General features: G+C 43.1%; 16 protein-coding genes. 10 read left to right on the top strand and 6 right to left on the bottom strand.

Annotation, left to right across the window (positions count from 1 at the left end):
- Positions 1–21 precede the first annotated feature (21 nt).
- Positions 22–3,441, top strand: a complete 3,420-nt coding sequence (locus EWE74_RS12305; protein ID WP_239018644.1) for a malectin domain-containing carbohydrate-binding protein — start codon at positions 22–24, stop codon at positions 3,439–3,441.
- A gap of 5 nt (positions 3,442–3,446) precedes the next feature.
- Here the strand turns inward: EWE74_RS12305 and EWE74_RS12300 are convergent, their stop codons facing one another.
- The 5 genes from EWE74_RS12300 to EWE74_RS12280 form a co-directional block, all read right to left on the bottom strand.
- Positions 3,447–4,682: a hypothetical protein gene (locus EWE74_RS12300; RefSeq protein WP_130141827.1), complete on the bottom strand. Its 1,236-nt coding sequence runs from the start codon at positions 4,680–4,682 to the stop codon at positions 3,447–3,449.
- Positions 4,683–4,685: 3 nt separating this feature from the next.
- Positions 4,686–5,318 carry a hypothetical protein gene (locus EWE74_RS12295; RefSeq protein ID WP_130141826.1) on the bottom strand — a complete coding sequence of 211 codons (633 nt, stop codon included), beginning with the start codon at positions 5,316–5,318 and terminating at the stop codon, positions 4,686–4,688.
- 52 nt (positions 5,319–5,370) lie between these two features.
- Entirely contained in the window at positions 5,371–5,910 is a 540-nt protein-coding gene (locus EWE74_RS12290) for an RNA polymerase sigma-70 factor (RefSeq protein ID WP_130141825.1), read from the bottom strand.
- Positions 5,911–5,936: 26 nt separating this feature from the next.
- Complete coding sequence (locus tag EWE74_RS12285; protein WP_130141824.1) at positions 5,937–6,179, bottom strand: transcriptional repressor; 243 nt, start codon at positions 6,177–6,179, stop codon at positions 5,937–5,939.
- A gap of 167 nt (positions 6,180–6,346) precedes the next feature.
- The gene (locus EWE74_RS12280; RefSeq protein WP_130141823.1) at positions 6,347–7,387 is read right to left on the bottom strand and encodes a YncE family protein; all 1,041 of its coding nucleotides are present in this window, start codon (positions 7,385–7,387) and stop codon (positions 6,347–6,349) included.
- 175 nt (positions 7,388–7,562) lie between these two features.
- Between EWE74_RS12280 and EWE74_RS12275 the strand changes: the two genes are divergently transcribed.
- From EWE74_RS12275 to EWE74_RS12265, 3 genes are all read left to right on the top strand, one after another.
- On the top strand, positions 7,563–9,968 hold the full coding sequence (locus EWE74_RS12275) for a TonB-dependent receptor domain-containing protein (RefSeq protein ID WP_130141822.1): 2,406 nt from the start codon (positions 7,563–7,565) through the stop codon (positions 9,966–9,968).
- 14 nt (positions 9,969–9,982) lie between these two features.
- Positions 9,983–11,212 carry a DUF4374 domain-containing protein gene (locus tag EWE74_RS12270; protein ID WP_130141821.1) on the top strand — a complete coding sequence of 410 codons (1,230 nt, stop codon included), beginning with the start codon at positions 9,983–9,985 and terminating at the stop codon, positions 11,210–11,212.
- A gap of 97 nt (positions 11,213–11,309) precedes the next feature.
- Complete coding sequence (locus tag EWE74_RS12265; RefSeq protein WP_130141820.1) at positions 11,310–12,470, top strand: PepSY-associated TM helix domain-containing protein; 1,161 nt, start codon at positions 11,310–11,312, stop codon at positions 12,468–12,470.
- 3 nt (positions 12,471–12,473) lie between these two features.
- Here EWE74_RS12265 and EWE74_RS12260 read toward each other — a convergent pair whose 3' ends face one another.
- A complete protein-coding gene (locus EWE74_RS12260) occupies positions 12,474–13,349 on the bottom strand; it encodes an AraC family transcriptional regulator (RefSeq protein ID WP_130141819.1) in 876 nt (291 codons plus the stop codon).
- 544 nt (positions 13,350–13,893) lie between these two features.
- On the opposite strand from EWE74_RS12260, the gene EWE74_RS12255 reads away from it, so the two are divergent.
- The 6 genes from EWE74_RS12255 to EWE74_RS12230 all read left to right on the top strand — a co-directional run bounded on the left by EWE74_RS12255 (position 13,894) and on the right by EWE74_RS12230 (position 26,133).
- Entirely contained in the window at positions 13,894–14,562 is a 669-nt protein-coding gene (locus EWE74_RS12255; RefSeq protein ID WP_130141818.1) for a DUF3826 domain-containing protein, read from the top strand.
- Between the two features lie 51 nt (positions 14,563–14,613).
- Positions 14,614–17,880: a SusC/RagA family TonB-linked outer membrane protein gene (locus tag EWE74_RS12250; RefSeq protein WP_130141817.1), complete on the top strand. Its 3,267-nt coding sequence runs from the start codon at positions 14,614–14,616 to the stop codon at positions 17,878–17,880.
- 20 nt (positions 17,881–17,900) lie between these two features.
- Positions 17,901–19,913, top strand: coding sequence for a RagB/SusD family nutrient uptake outer membrane protein (locus EWE74_RS12245; protein ID WP_130141816.1), 2,013 nt, complete (start codon positions 17,901–17,903; stop codon positions 19,911–19,913).
- Positions 19,914–20,097: 184 nt separating this feature from the next.
- Positions 20,098–21,732, top strand: coding sequence for a pectate lyase family protein (locus tag EWE74_RS12240; protein WP_130141815.1), 1,635 nt, complete (start codon positions 20,098–20,100; stop codon positions 21,730–21,732).
- Positions 21,733–21,735: 3 nt separating this feature from the next.
- Positions 21,736–23,352, top strand: coding sequence for a pectate lyase family protein (locus EWE74_RS12235; RefSeq protein WP_130141814.1), 1,617 nt, complete (start codon positions 21,736–21,738; stop codon positions 23,350–23,352).
- A gap of 285 nt (positions 23,353–23,637) precedes the next feature.
- The gene (locus tag EWE74_RS12230; RefSeq protein ID WP_206365220.1) at positions 23,638–26,133 is read left to right on the top strand and encodes an Ig-like domain-containing protein; all 2,496 of its coding nucleotides are present in this window, start codon (positions 23,638–23,640) and stop codon (positions 26,131–26,133) included.
- Positions 26,134–26,159: the final 26 nt, after the last annotated feature.

Raw genomic sequence — 26,159 nt, 5'->3', positions numbered from 1 at the left:
TTTGCGCGAGAGCCACGTCAGATGATGTCACTGGACGCAGGTTGGCAGACTGTTATGGACGAGAGGGACTCGCTCCGTTATCAAGGTTTTGAGCAAGTATCGTTTGTAGAGAACGGCGATTGGAAATCGGTGGATGTACCGCATAGCTGGGACCAATACGGTGGATATCGACGCCTGCTCCGTGGCAATCAATTCGGATACGCTTGGTACCGCAAAGCATTTACAGTCCAGCAAAAGCCTGCAGGAAAGCGTTTCTATCTCTTTTTTGAAGGCGTAGGATCTTATGCTACGGTTTGGTTGAACGGAGAACAGGTGGGATACCATGCCGGCGGTCGGACGACGTTTAGCCTAGATGTAACCGATGCCATCTATACGGATGGACGGTCCAACTTATTGGCTGTACGGGCGGACCATCCCGCCCTGATCCGAGATTTACCCTGGGTAGATGGGGGAGGCTCGGCCGAGCGTGGATTTTCCGAGGGATCGCAACCAATGGGTATCTTTCGGCCCGTTAGCCTCGTGGTGAAGAACGAGGTCAATATCACACCCTTTGGTGTACATTATTGGAACGATGAAACCGCGGACGAAAACGGCGCAGAAATACAGCAGACCGTAGAAGTTGTAAATACATCGGCTAAAGCCCGTCGTCTAACGATCCTAACGATCATGCGGGATGTTGATGGTAAAAAAGTACATAGTAGCAAAGATGTGCAACAAATTGAGGCACATACGACGGGCGAATTTTCCCTGTCCAGCATCCAAGTGATGGAGCCAAACCTGTGGGATACGGAGAATCCTTATTTGTATACTATGGAAACAATTATACAAGAGGGTAGAAAAGTATTGGATCGGATCGAAACACCCTATGGAATACGTGCGATACGCTGGCCCAAAGGGATAAAGCCGATTGGAACAAACCAACTACTTGTAAACGGGAAGCCGGTGTTCATCCATGGTATTGCCGAATATGAACATAAATTAGGCGGTTCCCATGCTTTTACCGCTGAAGAGATATCCGCACGGGTTCGGGATATGAAAGCTTTAGGTTTCAATTCATTCCGGGATGCCCATCAGCCGCACAATCTTCGTTATCAACAGTTCTGGGATAAAAGCGGTATCTTATTATGGACGCAGATGGCGGCTCATATATGGTTTGACAACGAAGCGTTCCGGACGAATTTCAAGAATTTGCTTCGCGATTGGGTAAAAGAGCGTAGAAATAGCCCTTCTGTTTTTCTGTGGGGAATAGAAAACGAAAGTACGCTACCGGAAGATTTTGCAAGAGAATGTATGGAGATAATCCGCTCGCTTGATCCGACTGCTTCTATTCAGCGCTTGGTGACCACCTGTAATGGCGGTAGCGGTACGGACTGGGATGTGCCGCAGAATTGGACAGGAACCTATGGAGGAGATCATCACACTTACGGAGAAGATTTAAAACGCCAACTATTGGTGGGGGAATATGGCGCATGGCGTACCTTGGAGTTGCACGCCGAGCCTCCCTATCTCCCAAATCATCCAGTCTATAGTGAGGCACGTTTCACCGAGATTCTCGAGACCAAATTGCGCTTGGCAGACTCTGTGAAAAACGAGGCTATCGGCCACTATCAGTGGTTGTGGAACTCGCATGATAATCCCGGTCGTATACAAGGAGGAGAAGGGCTTCGTGACCTGGATAAGATCGGTCCGGTCAACTATAAAGGATTGCTGACACCTTGGGGTGAACCTACAGATGCCTATTATATGTACCGGGCGCATTATAGCGATAAAAATAACGACCCCATGGTACACATCGCATCCCATACTTGGCCTAACCGTTGGTTGGAACCCGGCGTGAAAGATGCGATTCGTATCTTCTCCAACTGTGAAGAAGTGGAGCTTTTCAATGATCTGGAAAATATTTCCTTAGGCGTACAAAAGTATCCCGGGTTTGGTAAGCCCTTTGAATTTAATGGGGTAGATATCCAATATAATGTACTCTATGCAGAAGGAAGGAATGATGGAAAAACGGTGGTTCGGGATACGAATATCCTGTTCAACTTACCGCAGAGTCCAAATTTCGAACAGATGTGTGATACGGGGTCTACATTATTAAAAGGTAAAAAAGGTTTTCACTACCTATATAGGGTAAATAGTGGGGGATCTGACTACACGGATACATTTGACCAATATTGGATGGCCGATCAGCCCTATACAACGGAAGCAGGTTGGGGATCCGCATCTTGGGCCGATAACTTTGACGATATCTCCTCCACTTTTGCCAGCCAACGTCGTATCTTCGATCCCATTAAGGGCGTAGCCGACTGGGCTTTATTCCAAACATTTCGTTATGGCCTGGATCAATTAGTTTATCGTTTTGACGTGCCTGATGGAATCTATCATGTCGAATTGTACTTTGCGGAACCTTGGATAGGTGGTGCCGGATTGAAAGATGGTGCCGCGATGCGACTTTTTGATGTCGCAATCAACGATGTGATCCAAGAGAAAGATATGGATATATGGAAAGAAGTAGGACACGATACTGCACTGAAACGGGTCTATGAAGTAGCGGTGCAAGGCGGAGAGCTGAAAATTCATTTTCCGCATGTGGCAGCTGGACAGGCCGTTATTCATGGCATCGCTATCGCTTCAGCAGATGCACAGCCTGAAAATGGTAAGAAATTCACCCATTTTAACGTGGAGATCAAATCTGGAACAACTCCCGAGATTGAACGTTGGATGGATATTGGTCAGACGTACGATTCAGTGCAGCAGCTATCTTTCCACAAATTGCCCGGCTACCTATATGGATCTGACTATTTTTCATTGGACAATGCCAACGAAGATATGACCTTGGTTTTCCGTCGCCCGACAAACCTCTATCTTCTCTCCAATGTGGAGCAATCCGGATACGAATTTATGGGAGATTCTGTTGTGAATAACAAAGGGACTTATTATCAGGTATACCGTAAGGTATTAGACAGCGGGACAGCATGGCATTTATCCAAAGATATAAGCGCCGATTTTGTGCTGTTCCAACAGCAGAGCGGCTTGCAGCCGGCGTTTGACCTAAAAGAGTCGGTAGGCTACAAGGCAAATCAAGTCTCAAACTACAAGAATATGAAGAAAGTGGATTTCCAGAAAGGGGATCGACTGCAATATACCGACAACGAAGGTTGGATGGAGTTTGAAATAAAAGTGGGTGTTGCTGATGTCTATGCGCTTATGTTAAAGTACCATAATGCGTCTAAAGAAACGAAAGAAGCTATGATAGAGTTGATCACGATGGACGATGTCGTGTTGAAACCAGCGGAAACTGTACGCTTGGAACCTACACGAGAAGGCAAATGGAATTATATCGACACGGATACCGGTACCATGATTAATGCGGGGACATATCGTGTTCGGATAACGTCAATTGACGCGAAGGATATTTATATTGACGCAGTAGAAGTGAAATAAGGCTATCAAAAATCATTGTCAAGCCAGTCTAATCGTAAGATATAACTTGTTGCCGCTGTTGACGTGAAAATGGGCTGTGTTTTTCCGGTGGTTGGATCATATTGCCAAACCTGGTGGCGTTGTTGTTCGTCGTCAATACCGATATATGCCTTACCATTTCTAACAAGTACATTTTCTTTGCGCGTACCTTTGTCGAGTGGCAAATCCAGTTTCTCGAAGGAACCCTTTAGCAAATCTGCCAGGTAATAATCAAATTGGAACACAGCGTGGTGATTGGAAAAATCGGTAAACTTATCTTTGCGCTCACTACGGATGATAACGTTATGGTCTTCCAGATGCCAAAGACCGTAGGCATGGTTTCCGATGCTATCCGATACATTGAGCATATAATGGGCATCGACTTCATCGCTTCCGTTAAGCTTACGTAATATGGCTGTCGGTTTGCTTGGGCTGTTTCCTAAAGCTATTCCCGGGCAGCTCATGAAGTAATAATCGCCATTTTGTAGACGAGCTTCATAGGTCTGCACTGTGTTTATACCACCGGGATAAGTAGAGCGGTTGTCTTTTTGAAGTTTTTTCTCGACGAGCGTATGCGCGTCAAAAGTCGCATAATACATCGTGTCGGAAGTAGTGTAATCGTGCTGTCCTACTATTTTGCTATAGGCATAAGCTACCCAAAGCTCGTTCTTTTCAAAACTCGAAAGCCCTATACTGAGCAGATTAAAATCTTCTACGGCGCTAGGGATGGGCATCTGCTCTTTTCGGAGGAGGGAGAACGATCTCGTATCAATTTCGTAGAACCAGCAGGTGTCTCGGAGTCCTTTCTGCACATTCAGGAGCAGTAAGGTGTCCGAATCATTTTTCCATACGAAATTTTCAATATTGTCATTCACGATGGGGAGCGAGTCCAGCGCCTGAAATCCTGTAGGAGAGAGTTTAAACTGTATAAGATGGTCGCTAATCGGGTTTACATGATAAAAGAGCCCGCCCTTTTGAATAAATTCACGTGAAAACTGGGGATAAGGCACGGGTATTTCGAAAGATCTTTGCCATAAACTGTCGGTCAAAAGGAATCCCATGGTTCCATCCTCATAAATCAAATATAACGAGTATGCAGCAGTGAAATCAGCCGGAATTTTCTCTTTTGCATCCTTTGCAGACTGACACGCTTCTACCAAAAAAAAACATCCGAGGCCAACAACAAGCAATATATAGGCAGAAGTAGATAGGAAAGATCTCATGATTTAGGAAATATGGAATTGCTGTTTAAGCTGTCTTTGAATAATCGGGGGCAGGAATAATATTTCGCTCTGACGCAAGATAATCAGTCTACTGGTATCCGGGTCGCGCGATATAAAATAGACTTCCCCCTCTTTAAAATCAAAAGACATATCGTTTTCCCGATCATGCAGCACCAGATTACGTTTAGGCTTGAGCATCATGCCACCCGAAAGCAAGAGATTATCTGAACGCAGATCAATATTGACGGAGCTGTTTTCACGTAGGGCTAGGTCGAAGGAATCTTCGCGGATCCATTTTAACCCCGCTTCTGTATTATTCAATTCGACATGATCATCTTGGTTTTTACTATAGAAATGCCAAGTTAATCCTAGCGTGAGGATTAACAGGGCAGCTACAGATAACCAACGTCGAGGAGGTTTCCATCGGCGCTGTGGTACGATAAACTCCTTCGGTTGGCCAGCATGCGGAGCAATATTGTTCCATAACTCCGTTCCCACTTCGTCTGTTACATGCGTATCATCAAACGCTTCCTCTTCCCAGCTTTCACTATCCAGCCACTGACGGACAATATGCTCCTCTTCCGGCGAACATTGTCCGAGTTCATATCGCTGTAATAGTTGTTTACTGATCTTCATCTTTCTAAATACAAATATAGGATATAGTCATCTGAAATTATAGCGTATTTGCCTACGGTCGTTCCAGTGCTATCCGTAAAGAGGATAGGGCCCTGCTGATATGGTATTCCACCGCCCTTTCGGAAATGAAGAGCACCTGTGCGATTTCTTTATTGGTCAGACCCTCCTCACGGCTCATCTTGAAGACATTTTTGCACTGCTTAGGTAAGGAATCGACTACGGTATTGAGTTTGTCCCTTAGTTCTTTTTCCTGCAAATGATGATCTTCATAATCTGTTTCGCTATTATTTAAGATAAGATCATGATGTTTCTGGCGGGTAGCTTTATTGCGGATATGTTCCAGTGATTTTAGTTTCACCGAGCGCAATAAGTAACGTTCCGCATCTTTAATGGAGAGGTCGATACGGCGTTCCCATAGCGATTTGAATACCTCCTGTACGATTTCTTTTGCATCTTCATCATCTTCCGTCATTTTGGCTGCAAAAGCATACATCCGTTTCCAGAATGTGTTAAACAACTCTTCGAAAGAAGAGCGGTCAATACAAAGTGCAGCTTTTTCTTCAATGGTCTCCAAATCGACGCAAATATACATCTATTTAGAATTAATATAAATAATAATCATAAATAGTTTTGTTTTTCTGATGTCCTCGCCATAGTGTAACATTTTTTTCGCCCTGCTGCTTGTGTCTCACTTTGTATAACGCCTACTTCGTGCAGTACACGAATAGCGTTGTAAACGGCGGCATAGCTGTAATGCTTTTCGTCAGCGTTCAGCTTCAGAAAAATGGATTCGCCGTCCAAAAATTCTTTATGATATGAAAGTAGTTTAATGATGGCTTCTTGTGTTTTCGTGCGTTGCATACATTCCTTATTTATTATTCGCCAAACCGGTACATGATTTTGCTGTTATCCGGAAATGCCGAGTGATGCAAAATCAAATCACCATAGCGGCTGGTATAACTCAGGTTTGTATTTCTTATGATCCCTTTTGTGGTCACTTTTATCATACCTCTTTCTTCCAGCCCATTTTAATCTTGCGCTCTCGTAATTTTCATCACCGTATTCCCGTTTTCGACAGGATCACCGTTTCTTCCGGCATTCTTATTGGTGACATAAATAATGCTGTTTTGGCTATCGAGGCTAATGGTATTCGGTAATCCTTTTGTTGGGATACGTTCTAAGACGGTATAATCTTTTACATTAACGACTGCTACTTCCTGGCTAGCTCTATTAGCGGTGTACAGGAGATCGTTTTTTTCGTCGTAAACCAAGCCTATCGGTGAAGTATTGAAACCCAAATACACTTTATTGATGATTTCACCGGTTTCACCATCCAGTACCGTGATGTTGTTATCATTGGACTGTGACACAAATATTCTGTTGTTTGCTTTGTCCACGGTGATATTCATGGGACAGTAGGACCAAGTTTTATATGCCGCTTCCAATACGCCGCTTTCACTATTGAAAACCAATACATTGCCCTCCATGTCTTTTCCGTCGGTACCATATACCTTTCCACGTTCTGTATCGACCTGTAGCCCCAAAAGATAGGCGCCTTCTTTATCGAAAGATCGTGTGTAGATATTGGTCTTCCCGTCTATTTCCCATACAGATGGATTGCCGTGATCGGATACATAAACCTTATTTCTTTGCTCGTCTACCACGATTTCCCGGATTTTGGATTTTTCTTTACCGCTGGGGATGAGGATTTGTTTCTTTGATTTTAAATCGATCGCACTTATTGCGTTCTGTAAGGAATGCCCTACATATAACGTTTGGGTGCGATTGTTTAAAGCAATCCCAAAAGGCAAATAGTTTCCAACGGAAATAGAATCCTGAACAGCGAGATCTGCCGCGTTGAGTACATATACGAAATTCTCGGCTTTCCGATCGAAGCCCTTTTTGGGGCCAGCCACATATACAACTTTTGCTGTCGGGTTATACACCAGTTGGTACACTTCGCAATTCAATTTTTGCGTTTGATTGATATGGAAACTTTTTTTTGTTTCCTGGGCTGTCACGGTGGTTGCAAGTGATAAAAATAAGCAACCGATTAGGAGTTTCTTCATGATAAATAAATTAATTTAGACTGTTTCAAAACTTATATAGGTAAGTTGCCTATTCGACCGGTATACCGAAGCCTTTCTCATCGAAAAAAAAATAATACATTTTTTGAATACCGACCTTCGGGTAATAGACAGATAAGCTACTCTCTTGTGTAATGTATAATCAATCTAAATAATAATGGAGGTTTTTAGATGGGGGATGGCACTTATCTCGATTTTAACGGTGTGCCAGGTTAATGCGCAGGATAGTGGACTTTTTGGACACGTAAAAGATGCAAAGGACAATTCAATTGCGCAGGCAACGGTAAAAATTGTAGAAACGGGTAGTGCCACCATAACAGACGATCGGGGTGGCTATCGTTTTGCATCACTGAAAAAGGGGGACTATACGGTGGAGGTAACGGCCATAGGATATCATGGCCAACGCAAGGCCATACGTCTATCGGATGGGACGGCTACCCAGTTGGATGTTATGTTGCAGGTAAATGAAAAATCAATTGAACAGGTTGAAGTCCAGGGTAAGAGCGAAGCTAGAAAAATTCAGGAATCAGGGTTTAACGTTAACGTTATTGAAACGAAGCAATATGCCAACAGCAATACAGACATCAACCAGATATTGAACCGCAGTACCGGTGTGAAAATCCGCGAGCAGGGCGGTCTGGGCTCTAATTTCTCGTTTTCCATTAACGGCATGTCCGGTAACCATATCAAGTTTTTCATTGATGGGGTTCCTATTGAAGCTTATGGTAGTGGGATGTCCTTTAACAATATCCCGGTGAATATTGTGGAGCGCATCGAGGTCTACAAGGGGGTTACTCCGGCACATTTAACATCCGATGCGCTGGGTGGGGCGGTTAATATTATTACGAAGCGGGACCGGCGTAAATCCATCGATTTGAGCTATAGTCTCGGGTCTTTCAATACACATCGTGCCGCCGTCAGTGGTAGTTTCACGGAGCCTAAGAAAGGATTGCATGTCAATATAAATTCTTTTTTCAATTACTCCGACAATGATTACCTGATGAAAACAAACCCAGATGCAAGGGTATATCTGGAGGTGGTGGACAAAGAAAATTCAAACCGATTTGATATCATCAAATCGGCGCGAAGATTCAATGATGCGTACCGATCAGCCATGACACAGGTGGAGGCAGGATTGTCCAACAAAAGCTGGGCGGATGTTTTCGTCTTGGGGCTGACTTACAACAATACGTATAATGAAGTGCAGACAGGTGCTACCCAACAGAAAGTATTTGGCCATGTCCATGAACGGGGCCATACCTGGATACCGAGCCTTCGGTACCGAAAGGAGAATTTATTCGTCGATGGGTTATCGGCTACGTTATTTGCCAATTCTGCCAACGAGAAGATGGTCGTGGTCGATACAAGTTCCCGACGTGGGTACCGTTGGGATGGTGTGCCGGATACCCTTTCCGCCGGAATAGGTGAGATGGGCTCAACAAAGTCTATACGACATTATTCGGGATACAATAATTTGATACAGACTACACTCAATTACGAGGTCAATACCCACCAGACAGTAAATCTAACCCATTCTTTTACGAGCCATTCCCGTAAGAGCTATAATGAAATCGATCCCTACAACCACAGTTTTCGGCAAGACAACCGTGTAGACCGCCATGTGGTGGGGCTCAATTATATGCACGATTTCTTCAATAAGAAATGGCGTAACCATATTTTTGGAAAATACTACCATTTTGGCGGAAAAGTACTCCAAGAGGACGATACGGAGAGCCGTCAATCCAAAAGCTATACCGGATATGGAATAGCATCAAGCTATTTTCTGGCTAACGGACTAGGTATCAAGGCCTCGTATGAACATGCATATCGTCTACCCACCATGGTGGAACTGTATGGTAATGGAACGGACGTATTGGCTAATACCGAGCTGATTCCGGAAAATAGTGACAATTATAACTTGGGATTGTTCTATAATAGAAAACTTCGCGATCTACACACGATTTATATCACAGGCGCTGTTTTCTATCGAAATGCGGAGAATTATATACACCGCACGCCTCCCGGTGTCATTGCCGGATCATCAGCGAGTTATAGTCAATACTACAACTTCGGCGGAATCAAAGTAGAAGGCGCTGAATTTGAGTTGACGTACGCGTACGCCGATCTTCTACGGTTCACAGCCAATATGAGTTATGAGAGTGCTGTCGATCGTGAGAAATATGTCAAGGGTACCAACCGGGTAAAAATAAGCTACAAAAACAGACTTCCCGATAAACCTTGGTTATACGGTAATACCGATTTTATCATTGGAAAAAATGATCTCTTAGGCGAGGGAAGCCGGTTAGAATTTAATTGGTTTATGCAATTTGTACAAGAGTATTCAACGACCTGGTCCAAACTCGGTGATCGCTCTACGAATTACTACATACCCACCCAATGGATACAAAATGCTGGAATAACCTATTCTATTAAAAATGGCCTTTACAATTTCACCTTGGAAGGTAGAAATCTGACGGACAGGATAGCCTATGATAACTCCAAACTTCAAAAACCGGGGAGATTTGTTTCACTGAAATTCCGATACAACTTAAATATTTATTAATTAAAAAAGATCATATGAACAATTTAAAACACATGAAAAAACATTTGTCTATCTTGGTTTTGGGCTTGGTTGCCGTAGGTTTGGTGACATCCTGCAGCGATGATGACGGGCCCGAGATCGAAGATATCGTAGATCCGGAGTTTGCTGTTATCGTAGGAACCGATAATGGACGTTATATGTTGCCTATAGAAGATCTGATGAGTGGCGTTATCTCTCCGGTAGGTAAGGGCACGAATGTTTCCGAAATACTAACATGGGAAGAGAACGTGATGCAAAAAGGACGTGATATCTACCATGTTAATCCAGACGCTAATAAATTTGGGAAATACCGTTTCGAAGATGGTGTATTAAAAGTTATCCAAGAAATACCTTTCTCCCACATACCTAGTCTTTATCTGGGATGGCATGCTTGGGTTAGCGATAGCGAACTCATATTTGGACCGAGGTCAGGAAACCATTACGCTATCGTCGATGTCGATAAAATGACGGTTGTGAAAAGTGGGGAATTCGACAAGACCGCTATTCCCGCCGACCATTCCAGAAGGGTGTTTTCGGTTATTCCCCAAGGGAATAAGCTGTTTTTAGGGTATGGACTTTATAATGAAGCAACAGAGGTACATTACGACAAGTCCTATACTGCGGTGTTGGATTATCCGAGCATGACGAACTTAGAAGTGACCGGCGAAGACGACCGTTCTGCGCCTTTAGGTACGGTCAGAAATTCCTATTTCAGCAATTTTAAAGATAATGGCTATACCTATATCCTAACGATACCGATGCCGGTACTGGGTGGCGGGAAGGCTGATATGCCCACGGCTATCTATCGTGTAAAAGACGGGGAATATAAACTTGATCCAGATTATTTCTTCAATATCAGCGCACAGCGCAATGGCGATAATCAATTGGGTGTGACGTATATAGGGAACGGTAAAGTGTTGCTGATCAGTGCCCATGACACCGATACCCATATCAAGGAATTCAACGATTGGTGGTATGCAAATATGTGGGAATACCTTATCGTTGATATCAACACCAAACAAGTGGTTAAGAAACTTGACTTTCCATTGGTAGGTAACTCCAGATCCGGTGTTGTCCATAATGGCAAGGCCTACATTGCGGTGAACGACGCGACAGCTGATGGTGTTTATATTTGGGAGTACGATTCCAATACAGACAAATTGACCAGAGGAGCGCGTGTAGATGGTGCCGACGGTGATACACCGATGTTATACAGGTTGAAATAATTCTTGTAGAGCAAACAGTTATTGCCCCTATCTTCCTGCATTCCTATGCAGGAAGATATTTTTTTGAGAAAGAAGAGAGAATATATAAAACATCATAATGAAAAAGAAAATCCTAAAGGTGAACGCCTGGCTTCATCTGTGGTTTGGGCTGGTATCCGGTGTTATCGTGATCATCTTGTCGATTACCGGCTGCGTATTGGTTTTCCAAGAGGAACTCAAGTATCTATTTTCTGACTATACCAGCGTGATAGTGCAAGATGCAGACAGCCAATTACCTCCTTCCAGGATCTACCAAAGTGTTAAAGAAAGGTATCCAGATAAGGAGATCGTCAGTGCTTGGTATTGGGGGTTGAATAAATCGGTACGCGTATCGCTGGAGGGAAGTGATCATTTTGTCTACGTTAACCCCTATACAGCGGACATCATTGCCGAAGTGCCGCATGAAGATGTTTTTCATTTTATGGATGAGGGACATCGCCACCTTTGGATGTCTCCTCAGATAGGCCGTCCGATCGTTGGTTGGGCAACCTTTATATTCTTTTTCATCACGGGATCCGGACTAATCCTTTGGTGGCCGAAAAAATGGACCAAAAGAATGGTCAAACAAAGCTTCCGCATCAATTGGAAAGCACGTTTCAAGCGAATCAACTACGACCTTCATAATGTATTAGGTTTCTATTCTCTTACATTAGCACTCCTTATGGCATTCACGGGATTGATCATGTCTTTCCCCTGGTTACGCCAAAGTGTCGTATGGATGACCGGAGGGTATCCAACCAAAACGCCGGTGGAGGAAATACAATCTTCTGAAAATTACGGTTCCGAAGACCTTCCCGAAGCGTTATACGCGGTAGACTATGTTTGGGTCAAGGTACGTAAATCTATAGCGTTACACAACAAGGAAGCTGTCATTGTACATTTTCCACATGAACATACGGATGAGGAAGACGATCATGACCATGAAGATGAGCCCCTCTACGCTTGTACCGATATGATCAATGGCACTTGGCGAGATCTGTCTTTTGACCGCCAAACGCTAGCGCTTCTACCTTCGTCAAGTAAACCTATGCACGAAACTGGCCTCGCCGAATGGATCATGCGCTCCAACTACGGCCTGCATACGGGCTATATAGGAGGGATCACCACCAAAATACTTTATTTTTTTGCAAGCCTTATCTGCGCTTCACTGCCTATTACCGGGTTTTATATCTGGTGGGGTAAGCGGCAGAAAACCAGTAAAAAGAGGGGTAAAAACTAACGATTAGTTCCGGTTCAAGTACCTCTTCTTGTACTCTAGGGGGGTCAACCCCATAACCTTTTTAAAATGTCGGTAGAAATTTGACACATTGTTGAAACCACATTCAAAACAGATCACCTCCGTTGGCATCTTGTTTTCCACTAATAGCCGGCAGGCATGGCTGATGCGGATTTCGACAAGGAAATCGTAATACGTCTTTCGGGTCATCATTTTAAAATACCGGCAAAAAGACGTGATACTCAGGTTGGCGATATTGGCAACTTCCTCTAAAGTGATATCATTTTTGTAGTGCGTATGGGTATAGTTGAAGATATTGTTCAAGCGAATGTTATCGGCCTCGTTGGATTGATGGAAGGTTGTCTGGGTTTTGACTATAGCTTCACATTCGTCGCTTTCTGCCAATGTTTTTATAATCTGTAATAGCGAGATTACCTTGCCGAGACCCGTTTCGTTAACACAATCGTGCATCAAGTCAGCAACCCTCCGTTTGGTTTCACCTTTAACGATTAACCCGCTTTTAGCTCTTTCAAATAACTTTGGGATCAAATAGGATTCGGGGAGCTGGAGTAAAGGTTTGCCCAAACACTCAGGTAGAAATTGTAACACGATTGCTTCGATATTGTAATCCGGGTTATTTTGAAAATATTCGTCCTTACAGCGCCATGCGTGCGATAGCTTTTCACCCACCAAGATAATTTCGTCGGGCGCAAATTGACTGATATTATCCCCTATAAAACGAATGCCTTCACCACGGATGGTGTAGTGTAACTCCAGTTCAGCATGATAATGCCATACATTTCCAAAATTCGGCATGATATCATGACGGGCGGAAAACGAGCTTTCCAATTCTGCCGGAAGTTTTCGATATAAAGGTTTCATCTAACTAATTATCTAAATAAATTCCGCAATAAATCTTTTCGACTGTACGATTCTAGTTTGTTTTATGCAAATATAAAGTTTTTAGTTCTTTTTGTATGGTAATATGCTATAATGAAAGGATAATGTTACACAATATGTGTGATAGATTCTTATTAAAATATACTTGATCTATTCTTGGTTGTTGCAGTATTTAATTTTTTTGTAAGGGCTAGGATTTCTTTGAAAAATAGCAATAAAGGGATAGCTTATTACGCTGTCTAGCACCACAAAAAGAAAGGAGCGATATGATAATATGCTATATATAATGGGTAAATTAACATATTATTAACACTATATCATTTTGTTAATTTGGACTGTTAATTAGGATAGAATATCGTATTAGTGCTTTTTTAGAGTGTTAATGGGTTGTTTTATAGCTTTTTCGGCTGTAAATATTCGTCATATAGGATATTTGAAAATTATTCAAAGGCTGGCTAAAATGTACTTTTTTAACAATTGTTCTAAATTGCAATAGAATAGGGAGGGAACATAATTATTTATATATATGAAAATCAAAATTAAATGGTTCGCTTGCGTACTGTTTTCGCTTTTTGCAATGCATACCAATGCACAAGGTGATCAAGACGCGTATATCGAGGTGATAACCAAACGTTCGGATAAAATTATAGCTACGTTGGGGATTGAAGATTCATCTGATTATAGTCGTATACTTGGATTGTTGGTCGATCAGTATGCAATAATAAACGCGCATCATGAAGAACGCGAACTGAATATTCGAAAGCTAAAAGACAGATATTCCGATCAGAAAGAGAAGTTAGCGAAAAAACGTACAAAATATGAGGCTCAGGCTGACAAGAAGTTGCGCAAAATGCATCATGTTTTTATCAACGAGTTGCAAGATTTGCTTAACCATAAACAATTGGAAGGGATCAAAGATGGTATGACATATGGTGTTTTACCGTTGACATATAGAGCTTATCAGGATATGATTCCAAGCCTTACGCCAGAACAAAAATCCATTATCTTGACTAACCTTACAGAGGCACGAGAGTTGGCGATGGACGAACCGGGCTCACGGGAAAAGCATGGTGTTTTTGGAAAGTACAAAGGAAGAATCAATAATTATTTGTCGTCGGAGGGGTACGATTTACAAAGTGAACGTTTTAGATGGGAACAACGTCAGGCCGAAGCCAAAACTGGAGGAGCAAAGTAAGTCGCAATACTTACCAACGTAGTTTAATTTTAAGAGAGAATTAGCAAAATCATGAAGGGACAACATTTTTTTAGAGTAAATTTTTGGAAAAGAAGCATTGGATTCCTGTGCCCGTTTTTAGCATTGGTCCCATTGCATACGGCCGTGGCAATCGAGATTCCAGAAAGAAATACAATTCACGCTTCTTTTTTTGTCAATATAACAGGTAAGGTTCTCGATCAGGAAGGAAATGCAGTTGCCGGTGCTACTGTCTCTATCAAAGGTACAACAGCAGGTACGCATACCGACCAAAACGGTGTGTTCAGAATGAACCTACCGAAAGGTGATGAAATCCTTATCGTAAGTTTTATTGGTTACAAAACACAAGAATTTCCTGTAAATAACCAAAAGAATATAGAAATCATCCTTCAACCTGCTGATGCATTGGAAGAAGTGGTTGTGGTGGGGTATGGTACGCAAAAAAGGGCCCATTTGACAGGTTCGGTTGAAACTGTAGATGTCAAGGAGATCGAAGATTTGCCCGCAACGAATATAGGTGCTGCTTTATCCGGGCGTCTCGTTGGCGTGGATATCTCAGGTGGAACTTCACGCCCAGGGGGAAAATCGACTATTCGTACACGGGAACCCGTTCTTGTCGGCAAAGATGCAGGTACGGGAGCTCCTTTATATGTAATTGATGGGGTAATACAAGTCGATGCGCAAAACAATCCTGAATCTACACAGTTTGATAATCTCGATCCATCTGAAGTGGAGAGTATCTCTATCTTGAAAGATGGGGCTACCGCCGTATACGGGGTCCGCGGGGCAAATGGCGTGGTCTTGGTGACGACCAAACGTGGACAAGGTGGGAAGCCACGCATTTCGTATAACGGCTCTTACGCAATCAATGATCGGACATATAGAACGAAAATGATGGATGCTTATGAGTTTGGACGGTATTTCAATATCATGAATGGTAAATACGGGGCGAACGTTGATCCGACAGAAGAGCGCTATAGGGATCGTGTTTTCTCTGAAGATGAATTGGAACATTTCAGAGGGGTGGATTATAATTGGCTTGATGATGCGTGGAAAGCATCCTATAATACAAGACATGCATTAAATCTAAGTGGAGGGACGGATCGTGCGACTTACTTTGCGGGTGTTACATATAGCAAACAGAACGGTAATCTGGGGACACTGGATTATAACAAATGGAATTTCCGGGCTGGAACGGATGTAAAAGTATCATCTAACTTTAAAGTTGGTTTGCAGCTTTCTGGAAATGAAGATCAACTGGATAAAACCTTTAATAAGGTTTCAGGGGAAGGTGCTGAAGATGATTATAAAAATCTATTATTGGCTGCGCCATATGTCCCGGCATATATTAATGGGCTTCCGGTAAAACTTCCGGGAAGGACTAATGATCTTTCAGCGTATCATTTCTACGAAATAGAGCGTTTAGGTAACCTTGCCGAAACGGATTCACGGTTTTTTACCATTAACGTTTCTGCAGAGTATGAGGCGCCTTTTCTTGAAGGGTTAAAAGCTCGGATGACCTATGCACGCAACATGCGAAACTCTTCTGGTAGTCAAATTGGTACTAAGTATCAGCTCTATGAGTTTGAGCGACAAGGCACACATGGTCATATTTATGATGGCGCTAACAACCCGTCGGCACTCACGGTGAGTAATGGTAACCGCTTATATTTTTCAAACACACGTGGAACGAATACACAGGTCAATTTTTTTCTAACGTATGAGAAACAGATCGGTAAACATAATATAAGTGGTCTGTTTTCGGTAGAGCGTGGCGAGGCAAATGGAAATCAAGAAGATGTGTGGAAAGCAGATCCGTTGGAGACAACTAATGGACAGTTTGGTTCTGCATTTGGCGCTGTCGATGGTCGTACGTTCGCTTACGAATCTGGAACCTTAGGGTATATAGGTCGGGTTAATTACCGGTATGGAGAGAAATATCTGGGTGAGTTTTTATTCCGGACAGATGCTTCTAATAAATTTGCTCCGGAGAATTACTGGGGTAAGTTTTATTCGGCATCAGCTGGCTGGGTTTTAAGTGAAGAAGATTTTTTCAAGGTAAAGGGTGTTGACTATTTAAAACTAAGGTATTCGGTTGGATTGATGGGAAATGATCAATTTCCCCTTTGGTCTTGGCGTCAGCGCTATACCTATCAGGTTGGTAAAGGACCTGTTTTCGGTGGCGATAATCAGGCAAATACAGGCATGAAAATGGAACGTAGCCCAAATAGGGATGCGACATGGAGTGATGAGTTCAAAAATAACTTAGGTATAGATGCACGCTTCTTGAACAACAGACTTTCAACAACGTTAGATATGTACTATAATAGGGCTTATAATATCTTGTTAGAGCGTATTGGAAATGTGCCTGTTTCGGTAGGGGGATCTGTGGCTCCGGAAAACTACGCGAAGGTCAATACATATGGTTACGAAATTAGCGTTGGTTGGGATGACAATATAGGAAGGGACTTTCGATATGGTATTAAGACCCGTTTCTCTTGGTCGGATTTGAGGATTAAGCATATTGATTACCCTGAGATCGATCAGATGTATCCATGGAAGAAACGAAACGGTGCCTCACAAGATGTAGGTCAATGGGGGTACGATTATATAGGTATGTTTAAAACACAGGAAGAAATCGAGAGCTATGTTAGCGAATATAATATTAAGCAGGTGTTCGGTCGACCTGTAGATGAGTTGAGACCTGGTATGTTATATTATCGTGATGTGCGTGGTCCGTTACAAGCAGATGGTACATTCGCAGAACCTGACGGTATTATAGACGATAATGATCAAATCCAATTAAGTAAGCGCCAAAATAACCTATACAATATAGGTCTTACGCTAAAAGCTGCATATAAAAGCTTTGCTGTGGAGACTGTTATTTCGGGTAGTTTTGGAGGATGGGCCGAAATCGGAGGCTCTGAACGTAAAAAGTTGAATAATGATATTACCAGAGTGTACAATAATCTGCCTGTTATCTGGAATGATATCTATGATCCCGAACTTAATCCTACGGGGACCATGCCTAACCCTGAATGGCAGGAGATGTATGATGTGAGTTCGATGTTTTGGAAAGTGAACGCATTTCGCTTGCGCATGAACAGCCTGAATTTTAGCTATACGCTTCCAAAAGATCTTATCGCAAAAATGAAGGTCTCCAATGCACGCTTTTATTTCTCGGCGATGAACCCAATGGGGTTATACCACGCGTATAGTTATAAAGATACTTACGGTACTTCTTGGGATTCTTACCCAAATTTGAAGACATTTTCATTTGGTCTTAACTTAACATTGTAATGATTAAAAATTCTAAAAAAATGAAAAGGATTTTATCGATAAATTTACTTGTGTATTCATTTCTCCTATTAGCGGGGTGTAGTGATAAATTTCTGCAGGAGAAACGGGACATGACGGCAGAAAACGAACGTGTTTTTCAAGACCCGATATTGGCACAAGCTTATATTGACTATGTGTATGGACTGTTTCTGCCGGCAAATAACGGAACGGGATTCGTATCCACGAATACAGCTTCTGATAATGGGAGTTATAACAATATTTTTGCCCAGACAACGGATGAATTGGCTGGGGAGACTGACTTTAATAAAGAATGGGCTAACATTTCCTTCATTAATAACCATGCGAATAAGTACTTCGGTCAACGTATGGGAACTAATATCGCCAACAATACATGGACAAGATTAAGGCAGATTAATTTGTTCCTGACGGAGGTGGACAAGTACGGAATGGAAGAAGAAATCAAAAACAAATTAAAAGGACAGATGTACTTTTGGCGTGGGTGGCAGTACTTTGAATTAATGCGTTTGTATGGTGGTGTACCTCTTGTCCTTACGGCGCAAAATCCTGCAGTCGGGGATATCGAAGAAAATTCGGTTCCGCGGAGTTCTACGTCAGAAACAATCGCCCAGATCTGTGCAGACCTTGATCAAGCGGTAGCGTTGCTGCCAGGAAGATGGAATGGGGCAGATTGGGGCCGTATTACGAGTGGAGCAGCAGCAGCAGTAAAAGGGAGAGTCCTATTAACATGGGCTAGTCCATTGTTCAACCCTAATGATGATCAATCTAGATGGCAAGAAGCCTATGATGCAAATTTAGCGGCGAAAGAACTGTTGGAAAAAAATGGTTTTGGCTTGTACAATGTGGGTAACCTGGAGAACGGTGAGGCTTGGGGCAATATGTGGTTTAAAGAAGAGGACAATCCGGAAGCAGTCATTGTATTTGGATTCAATAAAATGCCCAAAGGTGGAAATTTCACCAAAAACAGTGGTTGGGAACAAGCGATACGTCCTAGAGGAATAAACGGAGCCGGCTCCATAAGTCCGACCAAGCAGATGGTAGATGCTTTTCCTATGAAGGATGGTAAAGAAATCGATGATGTGACATCATCTTATACATTTGACCCTAACAAGTTTTATAAAGACAGAGACCCCCGTTTTTATAAATCTTTCGCATATAATGGTGCTGTTTGGCCCTATTCGGGCGATCAAAACTATAAACTGTGGACGTATTCTTGGAAGGAAACGGGAAATGGTGCTTATAAATCGACAGAAACGCGAGGTGCAAACGGTGCTGGAATATATGTGCGTAAAGCTTCTAATCTAAGTGCGAATAATGCCATAAACAATTTTGAAGAAAGTGGTACGGATTATATGGAGTTCCGTTTTGCCGAAGTCATACTTAACTTGGCGGAATGTGCTGTGGGAATTAATAAACTTACAGAGGGTATGGAAGGTCTTGTGGATATCCGGGCAAGAGCGGGAATCGAGAATAAGGATGGTTACTATGGTTTATCCGGTAGCGTTGGTGATAGAAATCGGTTGTTTCGTGCCATACTCAACGAAAGGAAAATAGAATTTGCCTATGAGGGTAAGCGTTTTTACGATCTGCGGCGATGGATGCTTTTTGACAATGAAACGGGCATGAATACCAAGTTGGGTATCCCTGTATTGAATGGCACGCGGCGTACAGGCTATAGGATAACGATAAAGGACGGTATGAGTGAATATATTGGCGTATCCGACCCCATGCTCGGTGGAAATGCGCCGGTAATTGATCGTAATGCGACTGATTTTCCAGCAGGAGTAACGAACTATGACGAATATGTAGATTATTTGTACGATAATTATTTTGTTGTTGAGGAACGGGACGATCTAGATCGAACAAATGCCTCGCCGACTTGGACTTTTCGTTGGTATCCAGAATATTACTATTTTGGTATACACCAAAATGTTATGGAAGGATCTCCTTACTTAGAGCAGACAAAAGGCTGGAATAGTATCCAGGGGGCGGGAACATTTGATCCGTTGCAATAATGAAACGTATAAAAATAGCATAACCAGATGGGGCTACTCTTAAAGTGGCCCCATTTGGTTTTAGATAATATTTTACAATCTCTCGTGAAGATAATATAAATAAGTCGTTTTTTATACCCCTAACTTTGATATAGCTAATATCGATTATGGTTATATGCCTGATATTATCATAAAATGTATATATATGAATAAGAAATTATCATTTTTGATTGCGACAATTTTTAGTTTAGTCGCTATAACAGCGAGAGCCCAATACCCTAAAATTCCAGCGGATGTTCAGAAAGCTTCCAATGAAATGATGTCAAAAGCGCGTATGCAATCGGATATCGCTTGGGGTAAAGCTCTTCCTATTATAGAGGAATATGCGAAGCAAGGGAAACCGTATATTCCTTGGGCATCCCGTCCGACCGATTTACCCCAGGCTGAAATTCCTGCTTTCCCGGAAGCAGAAGGTGGTGGTAAATATACATTCGGCGGTCGCGGGGGCAAGGTCTACGTTGTGACCAGTTTGGAAGATAATGGTCCAGGAACCCTGCGCGAAGCCTGTGAGCAAGGTGGTCCGCGTATCATTGTGTTTAACGTATCGGGTATTATCAGGCTTAAAACACCATTAATTATACGTGCGCCCTATATTACGATCGCAGGTCAATCTGCACCAGGCGATGGTGTATGCGTCGCTGGGGAATCGGTCTGGATTGACACGCATGATGTGATTATACGCTATATGCGCTTCCGGCGTGGGGAAACCTATGTAGGTAGGCGCGATGATGCTATCGGTGGCAACCCTGTGGGTAACATCATGATCGATCATGTGTCGGCAAGCTGGGGACTAGACGAAAATATGTCTATGTACAGACATATGTACAACGACAGCACGGGTTCACAGGAAAAGAAATTCGGTACGGTTAATATTACGATTCAAAACTCTATTTTCTCGGAAGCCTTAGATACGTGGAACCACGCTTTCGGAAGTACATTAGGTGGCGAAAACTGTACGTTTATGCGTAATCTATGGGCGAACAATGCTGCCAGAAATCCATCTATCGGTTGGAATGGTATATTTAATTTTGCCAATAACGTTATCTATAACTGGGTGCATCGTGCCATTGACGGTGGCGATTATACCGCCCAATACAATATCATTAATAATTATTTTAAACCTGGACCAGCAACACCGGAAAATGCACCGATACGTTATCGTATCTTGAAACCCGAATCCGGACGTAGTAAGTTAGCCTACAAGGAGTTTGGACGGGCATATGTACATGGAAATGTAGTGGCGGATAATCCTGAAGTAACGGCGGACAACTGGGCCGGTGGTGTACAGTTTTATGAAGGTGATGGATTGGCTACAGGAGAAAGCTATACGAATTATATGCTGAAATCTAAAGTCAATAAGCCACTCCCAACTGCGGAGATGCATATCATGCCTGCAGAGAAAGCCTACGAGCACGTATTAGCAAACGCAGGTGCAACATTGCCACATCGTGACCCCGTGGATGAACGTATCGTAAGGGAAGTCCGAGACGGAAAACCAACACCACTGGAAAATGTGACGCTTCCCGAAAAAGATTTTCAGCACAGAAGATTACCCAGAGATTCGTACAAAGTAGGTATCATCACAGACATTTCGCAAGTGGGCGGATATCCGGAATACAACGGAAAGCCTTATAAAGATTCGGACAAGGATGGTATCCCGGATGACGTAGAAAAGAAAATGGGATTGGATCCAAAAAATCCGAATGATGCAGCAGAAATCACGGAATCGGGCTACGCCAACATTGAGATCTATTTAAATAATTTAGCTTCAAAAGGATAGAAGATGAATATCAAATCAATCATACCTGGTTTATTCTTGTTATTACCCGCTTTGTCGTTTGCACAATACCCGGTTATTCCCGACTCTTTGCAGAAAATGGCGGACGCCCGGGAAAAGGCGGAAGAACAGCGGTTAGAGCAGGCATGGAAAACGGCGAAGGCTGTTATGGAGCAAGAAGGTAAACCCTATATTCCTTGGGCGGCAAAACCCGAAGATCTACCACAAGCCGATATACTGGCTTTTCCTGGGGCGGAAGGAGGCGGAGCCTATACACCGGGAGGAAGAGGTGGTCGTATATTTGTGGTGACTAGTTTAGCTGATAGCGGACCAGGCACATTGCGAGAAGCCTGTGAAGCAGGTGGTGCGCGGATTATTGTATTCAACGTGGCGGGAATTATCGAATTAGAGAAACCTATCGTCGTTAAAGCACCTTATATCACGATTGCTGGACAAACTGCGCCGGGAGATGGTGTCTGTGTGGCAGGCGAATCGTTTTTGATCGACACACATGATGTCATTGTGCGCTTTATGCGGTTCCGTCGGGGTGTGACGGATGTAACGCGGCGGGATGATGCACTCGGCGGAAATGGTGTAGGGAATATTATATTAGACCACGTGTCTGCCAGTTGGGGATTGGACGAAAACATGTCTATGTATCGGCATGTATACGATCGGGGAGGACAAGATTTAAAATTACCGACCGTCAATATAACGATTCAAAATTCCATTTTCTCGGAAGCTTTGGATACATATAATCACTCTTTTGGTAGCACGCTTGGTGGGTTGAATAGTACCTTTATGCGTAATCTTTGGGCGTCGAATATCAGCCGCAGCCCATCGATAGGCATGTATGGTGATTTCGGATTCGTCAATAACGTCGTTTGGAACTGGTGGAACCGCAGCGCGGATGGTGGGGATCACCGCTCGGAATTTAATTTTATCAATAATTATTATAAGCCCGGTCCGATCACCCCGGAGAACGAGGCGATATCTTACCGTATTCTAAAACCGGAATCGGGAAGAGATAAAGTGCATGCAAATACATTTGGAAAAGCTTATGTGCACGGAAATATCATAGACGGAAATAAGCGGGTAACAAAAGACAATTGGGATGGTGGTGTACAACCGGAAGCAAAAGAAGATTTAAGTGCGCTTTTAGCCAAGATCAAAGTGGATCAACCATTCCCGCTTTCTAATTTCGGAAAGATAATGAGCGCCCAAAAAGCATACGATTATGTTTTGAAAAACGTAGGCGCTACGCTTCCAAAGCGTGATGCGGTAGACGAACGTATTGTCAAGCAGGTGAAAACGGGTAAAGTATTTTATACGGAACCTGCAGAACCCTTACAGCAATCACCTTACGTAAAACGACGTTTACCAATGGATTCGTATAAACAAGGTATCATCACGGACGTCAATCAGGTAGGTGGATATCCAGCATACAGAGGTACACCTTATAAAGATATGGATAACGACGGAATTCCAGACGCGGTTGAGGCGAAAATGGGATTGGATCCCAAGAACCCTGCTGATGCTGCTCAAATAAGTGAAAACGGATATGCCAATATAGAGAACTATTTAAATAGCGTAGTTCCGGAGAAGACTGTTAGGCCTTTATAACCCCTTTAAAGGCACTCTTTTATTAGTTTAGTTAGTTTGGTGAGCTGTTGCACAATCTCGTGCAACAGCTTTTTTTGAAACGACGATGTGCTTTCTGAGTGAAAAGCTTATTTTGCCTTGATAGCCAATTTGTTAATTTGGCAATATAGTAGAAAAAAGCGTAAAAATAATATAATAAACAATCTGCAAAGCCTCCTACATTTGAATAAACGTAGATAACTAATCCCATAGATACGTGATATATTATACATCTTATCGAATTATAAACTTTAAAAAACTTAACAGATGTCTCTAAGGAATATTGTTTTTCAGTCACTTGTGTGTAGCTTCATGTTAGTTAGCTTATTTATAGTTAATACAGCTTTTGCCCAGCAGAGACCTGTGATAAAAGTGGATCTTAATGAAAGTAGCCGCCGAGTTGCTGAAACAAACGAGAGCGGTTATTCCTCTTGGCAGATAAAACCGGGGAGTTCTGACAGCTTTACCGAGGTGAATATAAAGATTACCTTTGCCAAAGTGGATTCGGATAGAGCTGAACTTGCTTCTGAATGGTACAAAGCTGGGATGGGATCACCTCATTTTGCCCATTTAATTTCCGATGGGATAACATTAAAAGACGGAGATGCAGCAGGAAAGATTGAAATGCGTATCAGCGGGCTACCCGAAGGCGAGCATACCTTGTTGACATACCATAACATTCCGCATAGCCCGGAGGATAAAGCGTTCAGTCCTATTGTCATTTCGCATAAGGGCAAAAAGCAGACGGTGCAGCCAAGCATAAGGGCACTCAAGACAGCGGACGCAGTAACAGCCTATATACATTTAAACGTAAAACAAGGCGAGGATGCAGTTGTGGTATTTGAAGCAGGAGACCAAACGGCTTCTGTTCGGAGAGATTTAGCGATCAATGCGTTTGAAATTAATACACCTGATGCGGCGAAGCAGGCTCATTCCCCTTCACCCAGTAATGCCGATGAACATGTGGAGCTGCAAAGCGAATCCGTAACATTAACTTGGGGCGTCGCCCCTGGAGCTACAAGACATGAAATCTATTTTGGGTTGGATTCTGCCAGGGTTGCAGATGCTACACCTACCTCTCCGGAATTTAAAGGCGTACAAAATACGACTGAATATACGACTACAGGTCTTTACAGTATGGATACGTACTATTGGCGGATAGACGAAGTTACCAGCAACGGTAAAACGCAAGGGGACGTATGGTATTTCCGGCCGGCACAATTGGCGTTTCCGGAAGCGGAAGGATATGGGCGCCATGCACGTGGAGGACGTGGGGGAATCGTAGTGGAAGTAACCAACTTAAATGATAGCGGGCCGGGAAGTCTGCGTGAAGCCGTGGAGAAGCATGCCGGTCCGCGGACGATTGTTTTCGCCGTTTCAGGCATTATTCATCTGAAATCCCGCTTAGTTGCGAGCCAGCCGTACGTGACTATAGCCGGACAAACAGCGCCGGGAAAAGGAATCTGTATTGCCGGTGCTCCTTTTGGATTTACGGGAAATGATGTGGTGGCACAGAACCTGCGTGTTCGGTTAGGTGCAGGGAAAACAGCAGATGGCATGGGTTTGACAGGTGCGAACTATAGTATCGTCGACCATTGTTCTATAAGCTGGACGATAGATGAAGCTTTCAGTTCACGTGGAGCGAAAAACATTACCTTACAGCGTACCTTAATATCCGAAGCATTGAATTCGGCTGGTCACAGTAAATATGATAAAGGAAAGATGCACGGATATGCTGCAAGTATCGGTGGAGAGGTAGGCAGCTTCCACCACAACCTGTTGGCCCATTGCTACGGGAGAAACTGGAGTCTGGCCGGAGGTCTGAATGGTGACGGATTTTACAGTGGTAAACTGGATCTTCGCAATAATGTCGTATATAATTGGGGTGCCCGAGCCACAGATGGCGGTGCGCGTGAAGTAAACTTCGTAAACAATTATTATAAACCAGGAGCCGGAACAACCCAGTTCTTTGCCTTCATCGGAGATCATGAAAATGTTGGAAAAGGGACGCAAAGATGCTATTTCGATGGGAATCTGATGCCGGGACACTTTGATGAACACAACCAGGAAGAGGGTCGGAAAGCAAGGTATAGTAATGGAGATTCCGAAAAATATGAAACGTTTGTCGATAAATCTTTTTTCGATGCGAAAGTGACTACGCATAGTGCTCGACTGGCCTATAAACTGGTGCTGTCTGATGTGGGCAATAACCAACCTGAGTTAGATGAGCACGATCAACGTATTATTCAAGAAACGATCGATAGTACCTATTCAGCAACAGGTAGTATATCCGGTAAGCCAGGTTTCCCTGATCATCAGGATGATGTAGGCGGCTACGAGGATTATCCCGAAGTGAGACGTGCTGCCAATTGGGACAGCGACCATGACGGATTGCCAGATTGGTGGGAAGTCCAACGCGGGTTAGACCCAAAATCTCCGAAAGGCGATTTTTCAGATACTAATCTAGATAAAAATCGAGATGGTTACACGGAATTAGATGAATACCTGCAATGGATGTCTAAAGCACACTTTAGCGCGGCAGCTGGCGAGTCTTTAGAAATAGACCTCAAAGCGTTGGCCAGAGGATTTACGCAAAGCCCGATGTTCAAAGGAAATAAGGCAGAGAATGGCACGGTATCGGTAGAAAGCGGAAAAGCTATTTTCAAGCCGTCTACGACTGGTGCAGGTTCATTTGAATTTACGGTTACGGACGCCGAAGGTGATAGTATGACCCGTACGGTTAATATTCTTAGTGGAATATAATAGAATGATTAATTTGGATGTTCGTA

Origin of the sequence: Sphingobacterium corticibacterium (assembly GCF_004208525.1) — a bacterium.
GTDB classification, from domain to species: Bacteria; Bacteroidota; Bacteroidia; order Sphingobacteriales; family Sphingobacteriaceae; genus Sphingobacterium; species Sphingobacterium corticibacterium.
Note: the sequence above shows the minus strand (reverse complement) of the source record. Positions and strands in the feature narration are given on the sequence as shown.